We start from the raw sequence: 14,963 nt of genomic DNA on the forward strand, positions 1-14,963 counted from the left end.
GCAAACACCATGGCAGGCGATTTTTTGAATTTAATCCCTTATTATATGGGAACTCACCACCGATAACCGTAATACTGGATTGCTCAATGCCTTTGTCACCGTCTGCCCCTGCCCTGCCTGATCTGCGCCAGACCCAAATTGTCGAATGGCTAACTGCGCTTGACGCCGTGCCAACCGTCCCCTCAACCCTCCGCCCTGCCTCTGCCGACGCCAGTTTCCGGCGTTATTTCAGAATCGACACGGCCGCTCCAGGAACAGTTGGGGCCAAGACCCTGATTGTCATGGACGCGCCGCCGCCGCAAGAAGACGTGCGGCCGTTCATCGAAATTGCCGGGCTGTTTGCCGGCATCGGCCTGTCGGTGCCGGCAATCCTGGCGCAAGACCTCGAACGCGGCTTCCTGCTGCTGTCCGACCTCGGCTCCACGACTTACCTGCAGCAATTGAATGACGACAGCGCGCCGGCGCTATATATGGATGCCATCGACGCCCTGGTGCTGCTGCAAACCAAAAGCCGGCCGGACGTATTGCCCGAATACGACCGCGCCTTCCTGTTGCGAGAATTGCAAATATTCCCCGAGTGGTACCTGGGCAAGCACTTGAAGGCAACCCTGACCGACCAGCAAACCGCGGACCTGAACAAGGTATTCGACGCCATCCTGGCCAACAACCTGGCGCAGCCGCAGGTATTCATCCATCGCGATTACCATTCGCGCAACCTGATGGTGCTGCCAAGCGGCAATCCCGGCGTGCTGGATTTCCAGGGCGCGCTATACGGCCCGATCACCTACGATATCGTTTCGCTGCTGCGCGATGTCTACATCCAGTGGGAGGAAGCGCAAGTGCTCGACTGGATGATCCGTTACTGGGAACGCGCCAAACGCGCAGGCCTGCCGGTCGCGACCGACATTGATACTTTCTACCGCGATTTCGAATACATGGGGCTGCAGCGGCACCTGAAAATCCTTGGCCTGTTCGCGCGCCTGCATCACCGTGACGGCAAGGAAGCCTACCTGAAAGACATCCCGCTGGTCATGGACTACGTCCGCAAGACGGCATTGCGCTACCGCGAACTGATTCCGCTGGTGCGTTTGCTGGACAAGCTGGAAGACAAGGCTGTGCAAGTCGGTTATACGTTCTGATGGCAACCCGGGTAAAACATCCATGAAAGCCATGATTTTTGCCGCCGGCCGCGGAGAGCGCATGCGCCCGCTGACCGACACCCTTCCCAAGCCCCTGCTCAAGGTCCGCGGCCGGGCGCTGATCGTCTGGCACATCGTCAACCTGGTGCGCGCCGGCATCACCGAAATCGTCATCAACCACGCCCACCTGGGGCAGATGATCGAAGATGCGCTGGGCGACGGCAGCAAATTCGGCGCCACCATCGCCTACTCGCCGGAAGCCGTGGCGCTGGAAACCGCCGGCGGCATCGCCAACGCCCGCCACCTGCTGGGCGAAGCGCCGTTCGTGGCGATTGCGGGCGATGTCTATTGCCCGCATTTCAATTTCGAGCAGGTCAAGAATACGCTGGAAGACAATGACATCTGGGGCCAGCCGTATGCACCGGACAAGCGCGACAACGCCTGGCTCTACCTGGTGAAAAACCCGGTCCATCATCCGCAAGGGGATTTCGGCCTGCATAGTTTTTCCGTCAGCAACGACGGCGAAGCCGGCCAGACCTACACCTATTCCGGCATCGGGGTGTATCGTCCAGCCATGTTCGACACCGTCAGCCCCGGCCAGTCCGAAAAACTGGTGACCTTGCTGCGCGAATACGCGGCACGCGGCCAGATCGGCGGCGAAGTGTATCGCGGCGACTGGACCGATGTCGGCACCATCGAACGCCTGAACCAACTGAACGCGCCGCTGTAATCGTCAACGCAGTAATCGTCAATATATAAGCGACAGCAACCCAACCTATTCCAGAAAGACGCCAGCATGACTCCTTACAGCACACGCCGCAGCAAACTGATTGCGCAAATGCAGGCCATGGGCGGCGGCGTCGCCATTATCTCGACCGCGCCCGAAGCCGCACGCAACGCCGATTCCGACTTCCCCTACCGTCACGACAGCAGTTTCTATTACCTGTCCGGCTTCACCGAACCGGACGCCGTGATCGTGCTGGTCGCAGGCAAAGACCCCAAGGCGATCTTGTTCTGCCGCGAAAAAAACCTGGAACGGGAAATCTGGGACGGCTTCCGTTTCGGCCCGGCCGCCGCGCGCGAACAGCTCGGTTTCGACGCCGCCTATGCGATCGACGCCATCGACGAAGAAATGCCGAAGCTGCTGGCCGATGCGCCGGCGATCTTTTACTCGCTGGGCAAACAAGCCAACCGCGACGCCCAGCTGCAAGGCTGGCTCAACAAGCTGGGCGGCCAGGCCCGCGTCGGCATCAGCGCGCCGGCCACCATCCACAGCCTGGATCCGCTGCTGGCCGAAATGCGCCTGTTCAAGGACGCCGGAGAGCACGCGATCATGCAGCGCTCGGGGCACATTGCCGCCGGCGCCCATTGCCGCGCCATGCGCATGGCGCGCCCCGGCCAGCGCGAATACCATCTGGAAGCGGAAATCCTGCATGAATTCCGCAGCAACGGCGCCGAATCGCCCGCCTATACCTCGATCGTCGCTACCGGCGCCAACGCCTGCGTGCTGCATTACCGCGCCGGCAACACCGAGCTGAAGGACGGCGACCTGGTGCTGATCGACGCCGGCTGCGAGTTCGAAAGCTATGCTTCCGACATCACCCGCACCTTTCCCGCCAACGGGATATTCTCGGGCCCGCAAAAAACCTTGTATGAAATCGTGCTGGCGGCGCAGCACGCGGCGATCGCGGCCACCCGGCCGGGACAGCGCTTCATCGACGGCCACAACGCGGCGCTGCGGGTGCTGGCGCAAGGCATGCTGGATACCGGCCTGCTCGACAAGAACAAGAGCGGCACGCTCGACGACGTGATTGCAAAAGGCGATTACCGCCAGTTCTACATGCACAGCACCGGCCACTGGATCGGCCTTGACGTGCATGACGTCGGCGCCTACCGTGAACCCGGCGAAGCGGCTCCCGAGGGCCAGCAAAAACCGTGGCGCAAGCTGCAGCCCGGCATGGTCACCACGGTCGAGCCAGGCATCTACGTGCGTCCGGCCGAGGGCGTGCCGGAGCAATACTGGAACATCGGCATCCGCATCGAAGACGATATCCTGGTCACCGCCGACGGCAACCTGAACCTGACCAGCGGCGTGCCGACATCGGTGGCCGAGATCGAAGCGTTGATGCGCAAGTGACGTCCATGGCAACGGCAAATACAGCGGCAACGCCCACCATCGTCGTGTTCGACCTCGGTGGTGTCCTCTTCGACTGGAACCCGGATTACCTTTACCGCAAGCTGATCGCCGATGAGGCCGAACGCAAATGGTTCCTCGCCAATATCTGCAACGGCGAATGGAATCTCCAGCAAGATGGCGGCCGCCCGTTGAGCGAAGCGACTGCAACGCTCAGCGAGCACCATCCTGGCCATGCGCAATTGATCCATGCCTTTTACGCGCGCTGGACCGAAATGCTGAACGGTACGCTGGCAGAAGGCATGGCGATTTTCGAGGCGCTGGAAACAGCCGGCGTGCCGCTGTACGCCCTGACCAACTGGTCGGCCGAAACTTTTCCCTATGCCCGCAAGACCCATCCGTTCCAGTCCGTCCTCCAGCGCTTCAAGGATGTACTGGTGTCCGGCGAGGAAAAACTGATCAAACCGGATGCGCGCATTTATCAACGCATGCTGGAGCGCATCCGCAAGCACTATCCAGGCGCACAAGCGGAACACCTGGTGTTCATCGACGACGTCCAGCGCAACGCCGAGGCTGCGCGCGCGCTCGGCTGGCGCGCCATCCACCACACATCTCCCGAATCGACCGCAGCGCAATTGCGTGCGTGGGGTTTGCCGGCATGAACCAGCATATCGACCAGCCTCGGACCGACGCCGACATCGCCATCTGCGGCGCCGGCCCGGTCGGCTTGAGCATGGCGGCCTTGCTGGTGAAACGCGGCGTGGCAGCCGACCGCATTGCCCTCATCGACGCCAAGACAGTCGAGCAGGCGCGCCAGGATCCGCGCTCCCTGGCGCTGTCCTACGGCAGCCGCCAGATACTGCAAGAGATCGGCGCCTGGCCGGTTGCCGCCACCGCCATCCACCAGATCCATGTGTCGCGCCGCGCGCATTTCGGCCGCACGCTGATCCAGCGTGAAGAATTCCAGCTGCCGGCGCTTGGTTATGTCACGCGTTACGGAACCCTGGTGACCGCGTTGGCGGCACTGCCGGCGTTGGCGGGCGTGCAGTTGCTGAGGCCGGCGCAGGTCAGCGCCAGCACCGAGCAGGAAGACTGCGTAGAGCTGCAATTGTCGGACGGCCGTGCGTTGCGCAGTAAATTGCTGGTGCAAGCCGAGGGCGGCCTGTTCGGCGCCCAGGACGACAAGTCGCTGCAGCGCGATTACGAGCAGATCGGCATCGTCGCCCATGTCCAGAGCAGCGCGCCGGTTGCGCACCGCGCGTTTGAGCGGTTTACCGACCAAGGGCCGCTGGCGCTGCTGCCGCAAGACGACGGCCAGGGCAACAACTACGCCTTGGTATGGTGCGTGCGCCCCGCTACCGCCAGCCAGCTGCTGGCGCTGGACGATGCGGCGTTCCTGGCGGCGCTGGCGGAAGCTTTCGGCGGCCGGCTCGGGCGCTTTACCAAAACCTCGGCGCGCAACAGTTTTCCATTGGGCTTGAATGCATGCCCGGCAGCGTCCGCCAGGACCGTCGCCATCGGCAACGCCGCGCAAACCCTGCATCCGGTTGCCGGCCAGGGATTGAACCTGGGCCTGCGCGATGCCGCGGTCCTGGCGCGCCTGCTGGCCGGCGGCACGGAGCCCGATACGCTGCTGCGGTTTACCGCCGCCAGGCAGGCAGACCGGAGCCTGACGATACATCTCACCGACGTCATGGCGCGGATCTTCGCCAGCGCCCCCGACGGCGCGCTGTCGCAGACCCTGCTCGGCCTGTCGCTCGGGCTGGTCGATGTGGTGAAACCGGCCAGGCGCTTGCTGGCGCAGCAAATGATGTTCGGAAGGCGCTGAATCCGCGCCTGCCGCACGATAAAAAAAGCCGCGGCAGTTTTACCTGCCGCGGCTTTTTTACAAGGACAGCCGACGCTTACTCGATCGCCTTAGCCATATCTTCAATCACCTTCTTGGCGTCGCCGAACACCATCATGGTCTTGTCCATATAGAATAGTTCGTTGTCCAGCCCGGCATAGCCCGAGGCCATCGAACGCTTGTTGACGATCACGGTCTTGGCTTTGTAGGCTTCCAGGATAGGCATGCCGGCAATCGATGACTTCGGATCCTTGGCAGCCGGATTGACGACGTCGTTGGCGCCCAGCACCAGCACCACATCGGCCTGGGCGAATTCGCTGTTGATGTCTTCCATCTCGAACACCTGGTCGTACGGCACTTCGGCCTCCGCCAGCAGCACGTTCATGTGGCCTGGCATGCGCCCCGCCACCGGGTGAATCGCGAACTTGACGATGACACCCTTGTGCGACAGTTTTTCAGCCAGCTCCATCAATGCATGCTGGGCACGCGCCACCGCCAGGCCGTAGCCGGGAACGATGATGACGGTTTCAGCATTCCCCAGCAGGAACGAAGCATCGTCAGCTGAGCCGGATTTCACCGGGCGCTGGGCCTGTGCGCCAGCCGATGTCGCAGCAGCAGCATCGCCGCCGAAGCCGCCCAGGATCACATTGAAGAACGAACGGTTCATCGCCTTGCACATGATGTAAGACAGGATCGCACCACTTGAGCCGACCAGCGAACCGGCGATGATCAGCATCGAGTTGTTCAGCGAAAAACCGATGCCGGCAGCGGCCCAGCCTGAATAGCTGTTGAGCATCGACACCACCACCGGCATGTCGGCGCCGCCGATCGGGATAATGATCAACACGCCCAGCGCAAACGCGATGATGGTCATCAGGATGAAGGGCAGCCAGGACTGCGTCAGCACAAAGATCAACCCCAGTCCCAGCATCGCCACAGCCAGCAACAGGTTGATGAAATGCTGGCCGCGGAAACTCACCGGCGCGCCCTGGAACAGGCGGAATTTATACTTGCCCGACAACTTGCCGAAGGCGATCACCGAACCGGAGAAGGTAATCGCGCCGACGAAGGTGCCGATGAACAGTTCGATGCGGTTACCGGTCGGCAGCAACTCGCCATGTGCGGCGATACCGAAAGCCCATGGCTCCGACACTGCTGCAACCGCGATACACACCGCTGCCAGGCCGATCAGCGAGTGCATCGCCGCCACCAGTTCCGGCATCTTGGTCATCTCTACCCGCTTGGCCAGCATGGCGCCGATGCCGCCGCCCACCACCACGCCGCCGGCCACCAGCCAGAAGCCGAGGCCGGCGCCCTGCGATTCGGCCTTCAGCTTGACGATCAGGGCGATCGTGGTGACGACCGCAATCGCCATGCCGCTCATGCCGAAGACATTACCGCGCCGCGCCGAAGACGGATGCGACAAACCCTTGAGCGCCTGGATGAAGCAGACCGAGGCGATCAGGTACAACAAGGTCACCAGGTTCATGCTCATTGCTGCGCTCCCTCTTTTGCGGCAGGTTTTGCCTTAGGCTCTTTTTTCTTGAACATTTCCAGCATGCGCTGGGTCACCAGGAAGCCGCCGAATACATTGACGGCTGCCAGCGCCACCGCCAGCGTGCCGGCGACCTGGCCGACGATGCCTTCGGTCAGGCCGGCCGCCAGCATGGCGCCGATGATGATGATGGCCGAAATGGCGTTGGTGACCGCCATCAACGGCGTATGCAATGCCGGTGTGACGGTCCAGACCACGTGGTAGCCGACGTAGATCGCCAGTACGAAAATGATCAGGTTGGTGATGGTGTGCGTGACTTCCATGGTTTCCCCTTGATAGAAGGACAGCGTTGCCGATTTGCCCAGTTGCCTTTCAGCATTCGCCTTAGATTTTCTTGAGGCCGGTGATCCGGTTGTTGTCGTCGACAAACACCACTTTCGGCACATGGCTGCTGGCCTCTTCATTCGAAAGCGGGGCATAGGTACAGATGATCAGCAGGTCGCCCAGGTGGGCGCAGCGCGCAGCGGCGCCGTTCAGCGAAATCTCGCCGCTGCCGCGCTTGCCGCGGATCGCATAGGTCGAGAAACGCTGGCCGTTGTTGACGTTGTACAGCTCGATTTTTTCAAACTCGCGGATGTCTGCCGCTTCCAGCAGGTCTTCATCTATCCCGCAAGAGCCCTCGTAGTGCAGGTCAGCTTGGGTAACGGTTGCGCGATGGATCTTGGCGCGCAGCATGATGCGTTGCATATCTTGTTTCTCCAGTTTTACGAAGCCGCCGGCCAAGGCCGGCTGCCCCTTTACAGCCATTGATTAAATCGGTACTTGTCTTGCGCAGCTTATTTGTGTCGCTTATTTGCGCAGCACTTCGCCGCCGCTGCACAGCAAGGTGGCGGCCACGATATCGTCCTCGCGGTTGATCACCAGGCCGCCTTCGGCGTTGATGATCAGCTTGAGGAAATCGAGCAGGTTGCGCGCATACAGCGCCGAAGCATCGGCCGCCACCAGCGCCGCCAGGTTACCTTCGCCGATGATATGGACGCCATGCTTGACGACGGTCTTGCCGCTTTCCGACAAGGGGCAGTTGCCGCCCTGGTCGACCGCCATGTCGAGGATCACCGAACCCGGCTTCATCGCCTTGACGGTGTCTTCGCTGATCAGCACCGGCGCTTTGCGGCCGGGGATCAGGGCGGTGGTGATGATGATGTCAGCCTGCTTGGCGCGCTCATGCACCAGTTCAGCCTGGCGCCGCATCCAGTCAGCCGGCATCGGCCGCGCATACCCGCCCACGCCCTGGGCGATTTCCTTTTCTTCGTCGGTAACGAAAGGCACGTCCAGGAATTTTGCGCCGAGCGACTCGATCTGCTCCTTGACCGCGGGCCGCACGTCGGAAGCCTCGATCACCGCGCCCAGGCGCTTGGCGGTGGCGATCGCCTGCAAACCGGCAACCCCGGCGCCCATGATCAGCATGCGCGCCGCCTTGACCGTACCGGCGGCGGTCATCAGCATCGGCATGAAGCGCTGGTAGGTATTGGCCGCCATCAGCACTGCCTTGTAGCCGGCGATATTGGCTTGCGACGACAGCACATCCATCGATTGCGCGCGCGAAGTGCGCGGCGCCGCTTCCAGTGCAAACGCGGTCAGGCCGTAGCTTGCCATAACAGCAATATTGTCGGCATCAAAAGGATTCAACATGCCGACCACGACCGTGCCGCTTTTCAGCAAGGCCAGTTCATCGGCGCCGGGAGCGCGCACCTTGAGCACGGTTTCAACGCCGAACGCCGCGGCGGCAGTGACTATCTCGGCGCCTGCGGCGGCGTAGGCTTCATCGGTAATGCTGGATGAAATGCCTGCGCCGGACTGCACCAGCACCTGGTGCTTGGCTGCCACCAGCTTCTTTACCGTCTCCGGAGTCGCAGCAACCCGGGTTTCGCCGGGCCGCGTCTCGGCGGGAATGCCGATTTTCATGTACTTCTCCCACTATGTTAAGAATTCTTGGATTTGCCGAGGGCGGGATAACGCACCACGCCCCCAGGCCAGGCGGCTCTTCAACCCTGCCCTGCAAATTAGCTGTATGGAATCTTACACGGAAAAATTGCGGCTCAACAACCAGAGGTCTTGATGTAGGTTATTTATCCTAAAATTAATCCCCCGTTGTGAATATGGCTACAATCACACCCGCTTTCTGTGCTAAGACGCTGCGCCGCCTTGAGCCGCTTCCCATCGAAAACCGGCAGGCAAGTTAAAATATCGGATTAACCGAGGAATTTATGACTGACGTTTGGAAACCCTCCGTCACAGTTGCCGCGATCATAGAGCGCGACGGCCGCTTCTTGCTGATTGAAGAAGCGACCAGTGACGGCATCCGCATCAACCAGCCAGCCGGCCATCTCGATCCCAACGAGTCGCTGGTGCAGGCGGTCGTGCGCGAAACGCTGGAAGAAACCGCGCACGACTTCACCCCTACCGCGCTGGTTGGCATGTATATGGCGCGTTATGTATCGGCGCGCACCGGCAAAGCGGTCACTTATTTGCGTTTCGCCTTCTGCGGCGATCTCGGCGCACGGCATGAGCAGGCGCTCGACCATGGCATCTTGCGCACCTTGTGGATGTCGCGCGACGAACTGGCGGCGTGCACGGAACGCCACCGCAGCCCGCAAGTGCTGCTGTGCATCGACGATTACCTGCGCGGCCAGCGCGCGCCGCTGACCATGCTCAACACCCATCCCAGCGCTTGCGGAGCGGCCCATGTCTAATAAAAAACGTGTAGTGATCGGCATGTCGGGCGGTGTCGACTCCTCGGTGTCGGCCTGGATGCTGAAACAGCAGGGTTACGAAGTGATCGGCCTGTTCATGAAGAACTGGGAAGACGACGACGATTCCGAATACTGTTCGACGCGGCAGGACTGGATCGATGCGGTCAGCGTGGCCGACGTGATCGGGGTCGATATCGAAGCGGTCAATTTTGCCGCCGAGTACAAGGACCGGGTATTCGCCGAATTCCTGCGCGAGTACCAGGCTGGGCGCACGCCGAATCCGGACGTGCTGTGCAACGCCGAAATCAAGTTCAAGGCATTCCTCGACCACGCCATGAAGCTAGGCGCCGACCTGATCGCCACCGGCCATTACGCGCGCGTGCGGCAGGCCGATTCCGGCCGCTTCGAACTGTTGAAAGCGGTCGACGCCAGCAAGGATCAAAGTTATTTCCTGCACCGGCTGAACCAGTCGCAACTGTCGCGGACCCTGTTCCCGCTGGGGGAAATCCAGAAAACCGAGGTGCGCAAGATCGCCGAGCAGATCCAGTTGCCGAATGCCAAGAAGAAGGACTCGACCGGCATCTGCTTTATCGGCGAACGGCCGTTCCGCGAATTCCTGAACCGCTACCTGTCTTATAAGCCGGGACCGATGAAGACCCCCGACGGCGACGTGGTGGGCGAACATGTCGGCTTGAGTTTTTACACGCTGGGCCAGCGCAAGGGCATTGGCCTGGGGGGCATGAAGACGCACAAGAATGCCGGCGGCGATAGCGATCCCTGGTATGTCGCCAGGAAAGATGTGGAAAACAACACCTTGTACATCGTCCAGGGGCATGATCACCCGTGGCTGTTGTCGTCGACGCTGCAGGCTGGCCAGCTCAGCTGGGTGGCAGGAGAAGCGCCGGGCAGCGGCCAGCTGTCGGCCAAGACACGCTACCGGCAAGCCGACATGGCCTGCGCGTTTGACAGCCTGCTGCTGCCTGGAACGGAAAATTTCGCGCTCAGGTTCAGTGATCCGCAATGGGCTGTCACCCCGGGGCAATCCGCGGTGCTGTACGACGGCGATGTCTGTCTCGGCGGCGGCATCATCGAATCGTCCGGCAACATCGCCTGATTCCTGGTTTTTTCCTGGTTTTTTCCTGGTTTTTTCCTGGTTTTTTCCTGGTTTTTTCCTGGTTTTGCATCTTCCTGGTGCAAAACCAGCGTTCCTCTACAGCCGGCTGTCCCGGCCTGCATCGATTCCCGCTTCTGCTTAACGTGGTTTGGTTGCGCACCGCACCAAAAAGTTCCTTTTTATTATTGCCATATCAGGAATAGTCAATTTCCAATATGACCATTTATTGTTGATCGTGATGCCTCTACACTTGCTTCATCGATGGGCGCAACACACAAGCAATATCAACCAATGCAAGTGCGCCGCTCACCGAGGCAGGACCCGACGGGCTGCACAACGCCTGTTCCGCCGAGCCCGGTGCCATCAACCACTTATCGGAGAAAAACATGAACACGAAACAAATTATTGCAGGCCTCGCAATTTTGGCTGCCGCTGGCAGCGCCTTGGCCGACGCTCCATATCCACCTGAAACGCCGTTTGTTTCGGCCAAATCGCGCGCCGATGTCCAGGCCGAACTGGTGCAAGCCCAGAAAGACGGTTCGCTGACCGTGGCCCGCAACCAGTACCCTGTGGTTGCAGCCGTAGGCCAGCCGGAAACCCGCGCTGACGTAGTCAGCCAGCTCGACAAGGCAGAGCCATCGGTTTATAGCGGCAACTAAGCTGTAAAAGCATCTGATGCAACACTGATCCAGCGAGTTTCAGAATTACACAAAACGCCAGCCTAGCTGGCGTTTTGCTATTATTCAGCCATATCCTCGTTCACCGCGTAACCCGGGGTTTTAGTGTAGTGCAAGCGCTGTCGGCAAATAAGCGTTCAGACCTCTCTAATCATTACAATTTGGGTTCCCATGCGGTTATATTCCATCTTCCAGCGTCCTTCCTCGGCCAAGCTGCTGCTTGCCGCTTCCTTGGCGCTCTTGCTAAGCGCCTGCGCCGACTTTTCAGGCATCGACAAGCAATCCAGGTTAACCGACGGCAACGCGCTTTCCGGCGGCGCCGCACTGGCCAACCTGAGCAAGACCGCATGGCCGACCAGCGCCTGGTGGCAAAGCTATCGCGATCCGCAACTGGACGCCCTGGTGCAGCAGGCAGTCGCCGGCAACCCCAGCCTGAAGATCGCCCAGGCGCGCATCCGCCAGGCTTCGTCGCTGGCCGGCGTAGCTCGCGCCGCCACCCTGCCCAAGGTCGGCGCCGAAGCGACCAGCACGCGCGGCTTGTACTCCTCCGAATACATCTTCCCACCGCCGCTGGGCGGCAGCTGGAACTGGGACAATGAAATCACCGTCAAGGCCAGTTACGACCTCGACCTGTGGGACAAGGACCGCAGCGCGCTGGAATCGGCGCTCGACAACGTCCACGTCAGCGCCGCCGAAGCCCGCAGCGCGCAGCTGAACCTGGAAGTGGCGGTAGTGCGCGGCTACCTGCAGCTGGCGACGCAATACGCCCTGCGCGATATCGCCGTCACCACGCTGGCGCAGCAAACCTTGATCGCCAGCTTCGCCCAGCGCAGGCTGGCGGCAGGCCTGGGCACCCGGCTGGAAGTCAGCCAGGCCGAAACCGCCTTGCCGGACGCCCGCGCCAATATCGAGAAAATCGATGAAAACATCGCCCTGCTGCGCAACCAGATTGCGGCCTTGAGCGGCAAAGGCCCCGGCAGCGGCGAATCGATCCAGCGGCCGCAGCTGGCGGCGCGCCTGGTCGGCGCCGACAACAGCACGCCGCTCGCCATAGGCTTGCCAGACAACGTGCCGGCGCACCTGGTCGGCCGCCGCCCTGATGTGATCGCGCAGCGCTGGCGGGTGGAAGCCATGGACAAGAATATCGATGCCGCCAAGGCAGCGTTCTACCCGGACATCAACATTTCAGCCTTCGCCGGCTTGCAAGCGCTCGGTTTCACCAACTTCCTCAGCGCCGCCTCCGCGGTGCGCGGCGCCGGACCGGCGATTTCGCTGCCGATCTTTGAAGGCGGCCGCCTGCGCGCCAACCTCGGCGCCCAGACCGCCGCTTTCGACGCCGCCATTGAAAGCTACAACAATACGCTGGTGCAAGCGCTGCAAAGCGTGGCCGACCAGATCGTCAAGCTGAAATCGCAGCAACAGCAGCGCGCGCAGTCGGAACAGGCGCTGGCGCTGTCGAAGCAATCCTACGACCTCGCCATGCGCGGCTACCAGGCCGGGTTGACCGCCAATATCAACGTGATCCAGACCCAGCTGGTCCTGCTGCAGCAGCAGATACGCGTAGCGCAGATCCGCGCCAGCTACCTGGATAACTGGGCGCAGCTGATGCAGGCGCTGGGCGGCGGCCTGGGCGACGATTTGCCGCAGCCGGCCGATGCCGTGGCGGCAGGAAAATAAGCAGCGCCGACCATGAGCGAGATTGCAAGCAACCGCGAAAGCTGGCTGGACCACCTGAAGCATGCCGCCGTCAGCTGGCTGGAGGGCCATGGCCAGGACCTGCTGTATGTCAGCAAGATCCTGCTGGCGACCCTGCTGGCGCTGGGCCTGTCGCTGCTGTTCGACCTGTCCAAGCCGGGCACCGCAATGATTACCGTGGTCATCGTACTGCAGCCGCGCAGCGGCCTGGTGCTGGCCAAGGGTTTTTATCGTTTCATCGGCACCTCGGTCGGCGTCATCATGTCGATCGTCCTGGCCGCTTCGTTTTCGCAACAGCCGGTCCTGTTCCTGGCGGCAGGCGCCTGCTGGCTGGCTTTCTGCACCGCCGGCTCGACCGTCTTCCGTAATTTCCAGTCGTATGCCTTCGTGCTGGCCGGCTACACGCTGGTCATCGTCGGCCTGCCGGCGGCGCTGCAGCCGGACCAGGCTTTCGACATCGCCATGACGCGCCTGAGCGAAGTGATGCTGGGCCTGCTCTGCGCCGGGGTGGTCAGCGACGTGCTGTTTCCCAAGCGCCTGTCCGATGTCCTGCTGCTGACGGTGCGCAAGCGTTTCGCCGATTTCAAGACCTTCATCGCGCTGGATGACGTAGCTCCCAGTTCCCGGCCGGCGCGCGAACGCATGGTGCTGCGTTTTATCGGTGAAGTGATTTCCCTGGAAGCGCTGCGCACCTCGTCGGTATTTGAAAGCGCGACCGGGCATCTGCAAAGCCTGCAGCTAAGGCAGCTGAACAACGCGTTCATGACCGCTTCCACCACCTTCCACTCGCTCGACCAGCTGTTCGGCCGCCTGCAAGCCGGCGGCAAACTGAGCACGCTGAACGCCTTGCTGATGGAATATAAAGCCATCGTGCGCGCCCTCTCCAGCCAGGACCGGACGCAGCTGGCGCAAGTGCGCCTCGCGCTGCCGCAGCGCCTGGCCGCCTTGCGCCGGGGCCTGGCGACGGCCAACGGCAGCAGTAGTGGCAACTACAGCGACAGCAGCCACGTGCTCGATTTCGACTCCGCCGCCGAGCTGCTGGCAAGGTTCGCCGATGAGCTGCAGGTCTATGCAAGGATCCATGCCGTCGTAATTCAGACTGAAATGCACATGCCCGACGACGTCCAGCTGCCCGCGCACTACGTCGCGCGCACCGACCCGACGCTGGTGCTGACCTCGGCGCTGCGAGCCGCGATCGGTTTCGGCATATCGTCGCTGTTCTGGATCGAATCGGGCTGGGTGTCCGGCACCGATGCGGTAGTCATGGCGACGGTTGTCAGCGCCCTGTTTGCCGCCGCACCATCGTCCATCAAGATCGTGCGGCAATTCATGATCGGCGGCGCGCTAGGCGGTTTTTTCGGTTTCCTGTCGGCCTACTACCTGCAATCGCAAGCCGAAAATTTCGCCATGCTGTGCATCGCGCTGGCGCCGTTCATCCTGATTGGCGCCTGGCTCACTACCACAAAAAAATACTCTGGCATCGGCACCGGCATACTGCTGTTTTTCTTTTCCTACGCCAGCATCGGCAGCAACTACCAGTTCGACATGCCGGCGCTGCTCAACGGCATGGCCGGCGGCCTGATCGGGGTCGCCGTCGCCTCGGTCCTGTACCAGGTCATCGATCCGTCCGACAGCCGCTGGATCAAGCGCCGCCTGGCGCGCGCCCTGCGGCGCCAGGTGGAGGAAGCCTGCAACCGGCCTCTGCCGGGCTTGCTGGGCCGCTTTGAAAGCGGCACCCGCGACCTGCTGTCGCGTTTTGCGATTACCCATTCGCTGGATAACCCGGACGACCGCGACATCATGACCTGGCTGCTGTCAGTGCTGGAAACCGGGCGCGCCGTGATCCAGCTGCGCCAGGAAATGCTGGCCGTCACGGACCGGCAAGCGCACGACCGGATCGAGCAATCCATACGCGGCATCGCCTATCTGTTTGCCCGCCCCAGCCAGGCACGCTTGCGCGCCGCACTCGATGCGGTGCTGGCGGCGATCGCCGTGTGCGGCGCATTGCCCGCGGTGCTGGCCAACCTGCACCTGATGCGCGGCGCCATGCTGGAACGCGTCACCGTGCTGACGCCGGCCGAAACCTCAACCATCACTTCGGAGACTTGAC

At 61.8% G+C, this 14,963-nt stretch carries 14 protein-coding genes; 10 read left to right on the forward strand and 4 right to left on the reverse strand.

Annotated features, from left to right (window positions below; translation table 11 throughout):
* Positions 1-86: 86 nt before the first annotated feature.
* The 5 genes from V8G57_RS09345 to V8G57_RS09365 all read left to right on the forward strand — a co-directional run bounded on the left by V8G57_RS09345 (position 87) and on the right by V8G57_RS09365 (position 5,101).
* On the forward strand, positions 87-1,139 hold the full coding sequence (locus V8G57_RS09345) for an aminoglycoside phosphotransferase family protein (RefSeq protein ID WP_092397262.1): 1,053 nt from the start codon (positions 87-89) through the stop codon (positions 1,137-1,139).
* Between the two features lie 22 nt (positions 1,140-1,161).
* Positions 1,162-1,869: an N-acetylmuramate alpha-1-phosphate uridylyltransferase MurU gene (murU, locus tag V8G57_RS09350; protein ID WP_342829132.1), complete on the forward strand. Its 708-nt coding sequence runs from the start codon at positions 1,162-1,164 to the stop codon at positions 1,867-1,869.
* 66 nt (positions 1,870-1,935) lie between these two features.
* The gene (locus tag V8G57_RS09355; protein ID WP_342829133.1) at positions 1,936-3,276 is read left to right on the forward strand and encodes an aminopeptidase P N-terminal domain-containing protein; all 1,341 of its coding nucleotides are present in this window, start codon (positions 1,936-1,938) and stop codon (positions 3,274-3,276) included.
* 5 nt (positions 3,277-3,281) lie between these two features.
* Complete coding sequence (locus tag V8G57_RS09360) at positions 3,282-3,935, forward strand: HAD family hydrolase (RefSeq protein ID WP_342829134.1); 654 nt, start codon at positions 3,282-3,284, stop codon at positions 3,933-3,935.
* Entirely contained in the window at positions 3,932-5,101 is a 1,170-nt protein-coding gene (locus tag V8G57_RS09365) for a UbiH/UbiF/VisC/COQ6 family ubiquinone biosynthesis hydroxylase (RefSeq protein WP_342829135.1), read from the forward strand. Before V8G57_RS09360 ends, V8G57_RS09365 begins: the two co-directional genes overlap by 4 nt.
* Positions 5,102-5,177: 76 nt before the next feature.
* On the opposite strand, the gene V8G57_RS09370 is transcribed toward V8G57_RS09365, so the two are convergent.
* From V8G57_RS09370 to V8G57_RS09385, 4 genes are all read right to left on the reverse strand, one after another.
* Complete coding sequence (locus V8G57_RS09370; protein ID WP_342829136.1) at positions 5,178-6,614, reverse strand: NAD(P)(+) transhydrogenase (Re/Si-specific) subunit beta; 1,437 nt, start codon at positions 6,612-6,614, stop codon at positions 5,178-5,180.
* Positions 6,611-6,937 carry an NAD(P) transhydrogenase subunit alpha part 2 gene (locus tag V8G57_RS09375; RefSeq protein ID WP_092353619.1) on the reverse strand — a complete coding sequence of 109 codons (327 nt, stop codon included), beginning with the start codon at positions 6,935-6,937 and terminating at the stop codon, positions 6,611-6,613. The genes V8G57_RS09370 and V8G57_RS09375 overlap by 4 nt, the downstream gene beginning before the upstream one ends.
* A 61-nt stretch (positions 6,938-6,998) precedes the next feature.
* The gene (gene panD / locus V8G57_RS09380) at positions 6,999-7,361 is read right to left on the reverse strand and encodes an aspartate 1-decarboxylase (protein ID WP_092397482.1); all 363 of its coding nucleotides are present in this window, start codon (positions 7,359-7,361) and stop codon (positions 6,999-7,001) included.
* Positions 7,362-7,463: 102 nt separating this feature from the next.
* Positions 7,464-8,579, reverse strand: a complete 1,116-nt coding sequence (locus V8G57_RS09385; RefSeq protein ID WP_342829137.1) for a Re/Si-specific NAD(P)(+) transhydrogenase subunit alpha — start codon at positions 8,577-8,579, stop codon at positions 7,464-7,466.
* A gap of 302 nt (positions 8,580-8,881) precedes the next feature.
* Here V8G57_RS09385 and V8G57_RS09390 point away from each other — a divergent pair, with 302 nt between their 5' ends.
* From V8G57_RS09390 to V8G57_RS09410, 5 genes are all read left to right on the forward strand, one after another.
* The gene (locus V8G57_RS09390; protein ID WP_092397248.1) at positions 8,882-9,367 is read left to right on the forward strand and encodes an NUDIX hydrolase; all 486 of its coding nucleotides are present in this window, start codon (positions 8,882-8,884) and stop codon (positions 9,365-9,367) included.
* Complete coding sequence (gene mnmA, locus V8G57_RS09395; RefSeq protein WP_092397247.1) at positions 9,360-10,481, forward strand: tRNA 2-thiouridine(34) synthase MnmA; 1,122 nt, start codon at positions 9,360-9,362, stop codon at positions 10,479-10,481. The genes V8G57_RS09390 and mnmA overlap by 8 nt, the downstream gene beginning before the upstream one ends.
* Before the next feature lie 386 nt (positions 10,482-10,867).
* Positions 10,868-11,140 carry a DUF4148 domain-containing protein gene (locus V8G57_RS09400; RefSeq protein ID WP_342829138.1) on the forward strand — a complete coding sequence of 91 codons (273 nt, stop codon included), beginning with the start codon at positions 10,868-10,870 and terminating at the stop codon, positions 11,138-11,140.
* A gap of 189 nt (positions 11,141-11,329) precedes the next feature.
* The gene (locus V8G57_RS09405; RefSeq protein WP_342829139.1) at positions 11,330-12,835 is read left to right on the forward strand and encodes an efflux transporter outer membrane subunit; all 1,506 of its coding nucleotides are present in this window, start codon (positions 11,330-11,332) and stop codon (positions 12,833-12,835) included.
* Between the two features lie 12 nt (positions 12,836-12,847).
* A complete protein-coding gene (locus V8G57_RS09410; protein WP_342829140.1) occupies positions 12,848-14,962 on the forward strand; it encodes an FUSC family protein in 2,115 nt (704 codons plus the stop codon).
* Position 14,963 lies beyond the last annotated feature (1 nt).

The organism is Collimonas rhizosphaerae (assembly GCF_038896935.1).
Lineage (GTDB): Bacteria > Pseudomonadota > Gammaproteobacteria > Burkholderiales > Burkholderiaceae_D > Collimonas > Collimonas rhizosphaerae.

Coding starts and splice junctions, on each gene's coding strand:
- V8G57_RS09405 (WP_342829139.1), top strand. CDS start 11,330: ATGCGGTTATATTCCATCTTCCAGCGTCCTTCCTCGGCCAAGCTGCTG.
- V8G57_RS09345 (WP_092397262.1), top strand. CDS start 87: ATGCCTTTGTCACCGTCTGCCCCTGCCCTGCCTGATCTGCGCCAGACC.
- V8G57_RS09355 (WP_342829133.1), top strand. CDS start 1,936: ATGACTCCTTACAGCACACGCCGCAGCAAACTGATTGCGCAAATGCAG.
- V8G57_RS09375 (WP_092353619.1), bottom strand. CDS start 6,937: ATGGAAGTCACGCACACCATCACCAACCTGATCATTTTCGTACTGGCG.
- V8G57_RS09410 (WP_342829140.1), top strand. CDS start 12,848: ATGAGCGAGATTGCAAGCAACCGCGAAAGCTGGCTGGACCACCTGAAG.
- V8G57_RS09370 (WP_342829136.1), bottom strand. CDS start 6,614: ATGAGCATGAACCTGGTGACCTTGTTGTACCTGATCGCCTCGGTCTGC.
- murU (WP_342829132.1), top strand. CDS start 1,162: ATGAAAGCCATGATTTTTGCCGCCGGCCGCGGAGAGCGCATGCGCCCG.
- V8G57_RS09390 (WP_092397248.1), top strand. CDS start 8,882: ATGACTGACGTTTGGAAACCCTCCGTCACAGTTGCCGCGATCATAGAG.
- V8G57_RS09360 (WP_342829134.1), top strand. CDS start 3,282: ATGGCAACGGCAAATACAGCGGCAACGCCCACCATCGTCGTGTTCGAC.
- mnmA (WP_092397247.1), top strand. CDS start 9,360: ATGTCTAATAAAAAACGTGTAGTGATCGGCATGTCGGGCGGTGTCGAC.
- V8G57_RS09400 (WP_342829138.1), top strand. CDS start 10,868: ATGAACACGAAACAAATTATTGCAGGCCTCGCAATTTTGGCTGCCGCT.
- V8G57_RS09365 (WP_342829135.1), top strand. CDS start 3,932: ATGAACCAGCATATCGACCAGCCTCGGACCGACGCCGACATCGCCATC.
- panD (WP_092397482.1), bottom strand. CDS start 7,361: ATGCAACGCATCATGCTGCGCGCCAAGATCCATCGCGCAACCGTTACC.
- V8G57_RS09385 (WP_342829137.1), bottom strand. CDS start 8,579: ATGAAAATCGGCATTCCCGCCGAGACGCGGCCCGGCGAAACCCGGGTT.